5 protein-coding genes are annotated in these 5,897 nt (G+C 68.9%); 1 reads left to right on the forward strand and 4 read right to left on the reverse strand.

Translation table 11 applies throughout. The features are described 5' to 3' along the window. Positions 1 to 26: 26 nt before the first annotated feature. Genes ACK5F2_RS16805 through ACK5F2_RS16820 form a run of 4 tightly spaced genes read right to left on the reverse strand, consistent with a single transcriptional unit; the run spans position 27 to position 4,571 of the window. Positions 27 to 902: an AAA family ATPase gene (locus ACK5F2_RS16805; protein WP_409866704.1), complete on the reverse strand. Its 876-nt coding sequence runs from the start codon at positions 900 to 902 to the stop codon at positions 27 to 29. Beyond that, positions 902 to 1,690 (reverse strand): FAD binding domain-containing protein, encoded by a 789-nt coding sequence (locus ACK5F2_RS16810; protein WP_409866707.1) that lies wholly within the window; start codon positions 1,688 to 1,690, stop codon positions 902 to 904. The genes ACK5F2_RS16805 and ACK5F2_RS16810 overlap by 1 nt, the downstream gene beginning before the upstream one ends. 19 nt (positions 1,691 to 1,709) lie before the next feature. Beyond that, positions 1,710 to 4,067, reverse strand: coding sequence for a xanthine dehydrogenase family protein molybdopterin-binding subunit (locus ACK5F2_RS16815; RefSeq protein WP_409866708.1), 2,358 nt, complete (start codon positions 4,065 to 4,067; stop codon positions 1,710 to 1,712). A 21-nt stretch (positions 4,068 to 4,088) separates the two neighbouring features. Continuing rightward, entirely contained in the window at positions 4,089 to 4,571 is a 483-nt protein-coding gene (locus ACK5F2_RS16820) for a (2Fe-2S)-binding protein (protein WP_409866710.1), read from the reverse strand. A 307-nt stretch (positions 4,572 to 4,878) separates the two neighbouring features. Here ACK5F2_RS16820 and ACK5F2_RS16825 point away from each other — a divergent pair. Continuing rightward, positions 4,879 to 5,897: XdhC family protein (locus ACK5F2_RS16825; RefSeq protein WP_409866712.1), on the forward strand; the 1,019-nt coding region annotated here is incomplete at its 3' end.

The following is a 5,897-nucleotide window of genomic DNA, read 5'->3' on the forward strand; positions in this document are numbered from 1 at the left end:
CCAGATGCGCCGGCAGATCGGGGGTCTCAGCCATGATGCGTGGCCAGCCTCACCTGCTCCAGCAGCCGCGCCGCCTCCGAGCCCTGCACCTTGGCGATGTCGTCCTGGTACTTCAAGAGCACGCCCAGCGTGTTGCTGACCGTCTCCGGGTCCAGCACCAGGGCGTTCAGCTCCAAGAGCGCGCGCGACCACTCGATGGTCTCGGCCACACCGGGCAGCTTATACAGATCCAAGGTGCGCAGGCCCTGGATGAAGGCGACGATCTGGCGCGACAGCGCCTCGCCGGCGCCGGGCACCTTCAGCCGCAGGATCTGCAGCTCGCGCTGCGCATCGGGGAAATCGACCCAGTGATAGAGGCAGCGGCGCTTGACCGCATCATGGATCTCGCGCGTGCGGTTGCTGGTCAGCACCACGATGGGCGGTTCGGCGGCCTTGATCACACCCAGCTCGGGAATACTGAGCTGGAAGTCGCTCAGCACCTCCAGCAGAAAGGCCTCGAAAGGCTCGTCGGCACGGTCCAGCTCGTCGATCAGCAACACCCCCGGCTGCTCCAGGGCCTGCAGCAGCGGCCGCGCGATCAGGAAGCGCCGCGCGAACACCTCGTCGCCGCCCAGGCCTCCGCTCTTGATCTCCAGCATCTGGCGCGCATGGTTCCACTCGTAGGCCGCGCTGGCCAGATCCAGACCCTCGTAGCACTGCAGCCGTATCAGCGGACGGCCCAGCATCGCGGCCAGGGCCTTGGCGATCTCAGTCTTGCCGGTGCCCGGTTCACCCTCCAGAAACAGCGGGCGCTGCAGGCGCAGGGCCAGGAAGACGGCGGTGGCCAGTTCGCGCTGGGCCACATAGCCCTGGGCCAGCAGTTGTGCCGCCGTCTCGTCGATGCTGGCCGGCAAGGCCACCATCAAGCCGCCGCCACCGCGCGCCCGGCCAGCACCGGGATCAGCGCGGCCCGGTAGGCCGCCGAGCCATGCAGATCATTGTTCAGGCCCTCGTCACTGATGCTGACGGCCTGGGCCGCAGCGGCGCTCCAGCTGCTGTTCAGCGCCGCCTCGATGGCCGTGGCGCGGAACACGCAAGACCCGGCACCGGTCACGGCCACCCGCACGCCGCCGGCCGTCTTCGCGATGAACACGCCGACGATGGAGAAGCGCGAGGCCGGCTGCTTGAACTTCTGCCAGGCCGCCTTCTCGGGGATGGGGAAGCTCACCGAGCTGATGATCTCGCCGGGCTGCAGCGCCGTCTCGTACAGGCCCTTGAAGAAGTCATCGGCCGCGATGGAGCGCCGGTCGGTGTGCACCGTGGCGCCCAGGCCCAGCACGGCGGCGGGGTAGCAGGCGGCGGGGTCGTTATTGGCCAGGCTGCCGCCCAGCGTCCCGCGGTTGCGCACCTGGCGGTCGCCGATGCGGCCGGCCAGATCGGCCAGGGCCGGAATCGCCTGCTGCAGCTCGCGCGAAGCGGCCACGGTGGCGTGGGTCGTCATGGCGCCGATATGCACCTTGCCGCCATCGATGCGCAGGCCCTTGAGATCGGCCAGGCCCGAGATGTCGATCAAGGCCTCGGGCGCGGCCAGGCCCAGCTTGATGGCGCCGAGCAGGCTCTGCCCGCCGGCGATGATCTTGGCCTCGGCGTTGCCCGCGGCGGCGCGGGCAGCGTCGGCCAGGCTGGCGGCTTGCTGGAATGCGAATGTCATGGTCTTCGTCTCCTCGCGTTCAGCGGTTGGCCTGGATGGCTTGCCAGACGTTGTGCGGCGTGGCCGGCATGGGCACATCCGAGATGCCCAGGGCATCGCAGATCGCGTTGATCACCGCCGGCGGCGAGCCGATGGCGCCGGCCTCGCCGCAACCCTTCACGCCCAGCGGGTTGTGCGTGCAGGGCGTGCCCTTGGCGGTCTTGACGTTGAAAGTGGGTAGATCGTCGGCGCGCGGCATGGCGTAGTCCATATAGCTGCCGGTGAGCAGCTGACCGCTGTGCTCGTCGTAGATGCCATGCTCCAGCAAGGCCTGGCCTATGCCCTGGGCCAGGCCGCCATGCACCTGGCCTTCGACGATCATGGGGTTCACCACATTGCCGAAGTCGTCCACCGCGCTGAAGCGGTCCACCCGCACCACGCCGGTGAGCGGGTCCACCTCCACCTCGCAGACATAGCTGCCCGCGGGGTAGGTGAAGTTGGTGGGGTCGTAGAAGGCGTTCTCGTTGAGGCCGGGCTCCAGCTTGTCCAGCGGGTAGTTGTGCGGCACATAGGCGGTCAGCGCCACCGAGGCGAAGGGGACCTTCTTGTCGGTGCCCGCCACCTTGAACTCGCCGCCCTCGAACTCGATGTCGCCCTCGCTGGCCTCCAGCAGATGGGCGGCGATCTTCCTGCCCTTGGCGATCACCTTGTCCACCGCCTTGACGATGGCCGTGCCGCCCACGGCCAGCGAGCGGCTGCCATAGGTGCCCATGCCGAAGAGCACCTTGCCGGTGTCGCCATGCTGGATGTCCACATCGTCCAGCGGGATGCCCAGCTTGTCGGCCACCACCTGGGCGAAGGTGGTTTCGTGGCCCTGGCCGTGCGAGTGGCTGCCGGTGAAGATGGTGACCTTGCCGGTGGGGTGCACCCGCACCTCGCCCGCCTCGAAGAGACCGGCGCGCGCGCCCAGGGCCCCGGCGATATTGGACGGCGCCAGGCCGCAGGCCTCGATATAGGTGGAATAGCCGATGCCGCGCTTCAGGCCCTTGGCCTCGGTGGCGGCCTTGCGCGCGGCGTAGCCGGCCACATCGGCCAGCTCCATCACCTGGTTCAGCGTGGCCTCGTAGTCGCCGGTGTCATACGTCAGGCCCACGGGCGTGGCGTAGGGAAAGCTCTTGATGAAGTTGCGGCGGCGCAGCTCGGCGGGGTCGATCTTGAGCTGGTGCGCCGCGGTCTCCACCAGGCGCTCCACCACATAGGTGGCCTCGGGCCGGCCCGCGCCGCGGTAGGCATCCACCGGCGCGGTGTTGGTGAACACGCCCGTCACCTCGGCGTAGATCTTGGGCGTGGTGTACTGGCCGGCCAGCAGGGTGGCGTAGAGGATGGTGGGCACGCTGGAGGCAAAGGTGCTGAGGTAGGCGCCCAGATTGGCCGTGGTGTGGACCCGCATGGCCACAAAGCGGCCCTGGGCGTCCAGGCCCAGCTCGGCCACGGTGGCGTGGTCGCGGCCATGGGCGTCGGAGAGAAAGCTCTCGCTGCGCTCGGCCGTCCACTTGATGGGCCGGCCCAGCTGCTTGCTGGCCCAGGTCAGCGCCGTCTCTTCGGCGTAGAGAAAGATCTTGGAGCCGAAGCCGCCGCCCACATCGGGCGCCACCACCCGCACCTTGTGCTCGGGAATGCCCAGCACGAAGGCGCACATCAAGAGCCGCTCCACATGCGGGTTCTGGTTGGCCACATAGAGGGTGTAGCTGTCGTCCGCCGGGTTGTAGGACGCATTGGCGGCGCGCGGCTCGATGGCGTTGGGAATCAACCGGTTGTTGCGGAACTCCAGGCGGGTGATGTGGGTCGCCTGGGCAAAAGCCGCATCGGTGCCGGCCTTGTCGCCACAGCCCCAGGTGTAGCAGACGTTGTCGGGCGCCTCGTCGTGCACGGCGCTGCCAAAGTCCTTGGCCGCTGCGGTATCCACCACCGGGGTCAGGTCTTCATAGTCCACCTCGATGAGCTGGGCCGCGGCCTTGGCCTGGGCATAGCTCTCGGCCACCACCAGGGCCACCTGGTCGCCCACATAGCGGGCCTTGCCGTCCGCCAGGATGGGGTGCTTGGGCTCCTTCATGGGCGTGCCGTCAAGGCTGTGAATCAGCCAGCCGCAGGGCAGGCCGCCCACGGCGCGGAAATGCTCGCCGGTGTAGACGCCCAGCACGCCCTCGGCCGCGGCCGCGGCCTGCGTATCGATGCTCTTGATGCGCGCATGCGCATAGGGCGAGCGCAGGAAGTAGGCATAGGTCTGGCGTGGCAGCACGATGTCATCGGTGTACTGGCCCCGCCCGGTCAGAAAGCGGCCGTCCTCGCGGCGGCGCACGCTTTGACCGATGAATCCTTTTTCGTTCGGTGCATTCATGATGGTTCGGCTCCCCGTGCGTCACTTGGCCATGTTCTGCGCGCCCAGCTGCACGGCGCGCACGATGTTCTGGTAGCCGGTACAGCGGCAGATATTGCCCTCCAGGCCCTCGCGGATCTCGGCCTCCGAGCCGCAGCGGTGGTGCTGCACCAGGTCGATGGCGCTCATCACCATGCCCGGGGTGCAGAAGCCGCATTGCAGGCCATGGCACTCCTTGAAGGCCGCCTGCATGGGGTGCAGCTCGCCACTGCCCGTGGGTGGCGTCAGGCCCTCGATGGTGGTGACCTCGGCCCCGGCGGCCTGCACCGCCAGCACATTGCAGCTCTTCACCGCGCGCCCGTTCAGGTGCACGGTGCAGGCGCCGCACTGGCTGGTGTCGCAGCCCACATGGGTGCCGGTGAGCGCGAGGTCTTCGCGCAGGAACTGCACCAGCAAGCGGTCGGGCGCCACTTCGCGCGTGACCGGCTTGCCATTGACCTTGAGCGTGATCTTCTGGCTGCTCATCGCTTGTCTCCTGATGTTCTGGTCGGTCTTCTGAGCGCCCCCAGGGCCGGGCTGCGCCCAGCCCGCCCCCCGCGGGGGTCAAGGAAACTTGGGGCGGCCCGGCGTTTCCTTGTGAAGCCAAGAAGCATGGTCGCGGCTGGCAGGCCGGGGCGCCATCCACCGTTTACCCCCATGTATGCCCATACATAGGGCGTCCGTGCACCGGGTTGATGCTCCGCTTTGGCACAGCCGGGCCCGCGGCGGCTGGGTTATGGTGCGGACTCCCCGGGAGACAGCGAGTGAGCCCAAAGCACAAGGCCAACAAGCCATGGACAACGTCGATCTGAATGTCTTGCGCCAGGTACAGGCCTGGCAGCGCGAGGGCCGGCGCGTGGTGCTGGGCACCATCACCCGCACCTGGGGCTCGGCCCCGCGGCCCGTGGGCTCGGTGGTGGCGGTGCGGGAGGACGGGCTGATTGCCGGCTCCGTCTCGGGCGGCTGCATCGAGGACGATCTGGTGGCCAAGGTGCGCGAGGGCGCCCTCAGCGCCCTGAGCCGGCCCGAGCTGCTGCGCTACGGCGTGGGCGCCGAAGCGGCCCAGGCCTTTGGCCTGCCCTGCGGCGGCACCCTGGAAGTGATGCTGGAGCCCCTGGGCCCCGCTTCGCAGCTGGACGAGCTGCTGGCGCGCCTGGCCCGCGGCGAGCGCGTGCAGCGGCATCTGGACTTGAAGAGCGGCGCGGTGCAGCTGCTGGACCCGCTGGCCGCCGGCCAAGGCATCATTGCCGATGTGGTGCAGCTCAGCGAGCACACGCTGATCACCCACCACGGCCCGCAGTGGCGCCTGCTGATCATCGGCGCCGGCCAGCTCACGCAATACCTGGCCAGCATGGCCCTGGCCCTGGACTACCAGGTGCTGGTCTGCGACCCGCGCGAGGAATACCAGCCCGAGATCCCCGGCGCGCGGCTCACCCGCGAGATGCCCGACGATGTGGTGATGAGCTTTGCCCCCGACGGCCACAGCGCCGTGGTGGCCCTGACCCACGACCCCAAGCTGGACGACCTGGCCCTGATGGAGGCGCTCAAGTCACCCGCCTTCTATGTGGGCGCCATCGGCTCCCGCGTGAACCAGGCCAAGCGCAAGGCCCGCCTGGCCGAGCACTTTGGCCTGACCGAGGCCGAGCTGGCCCGCCTGCACGGCCCCGTGGGCCTGCACATCGGCGCCCGCACCCCGCCGGAGATTGCGCTCTCGATCCTGGCGCACATGACCGCCGAGCGACACGGCGTGCGGATCAGCAGCGCGGAGATGGGATTGATGACGGCCCAGGGTGGGGGGGCGGAGGCGGGGTG

It is taken from the genome of Roseateles sp. (assembly GCF_046300915.1).
Taxonomy (GTDB): Bacteria; Pseudomonadota; Gammaproteobacteria; order Burkholderiales; family Burkholderiaceae_C; genus Kinneretia.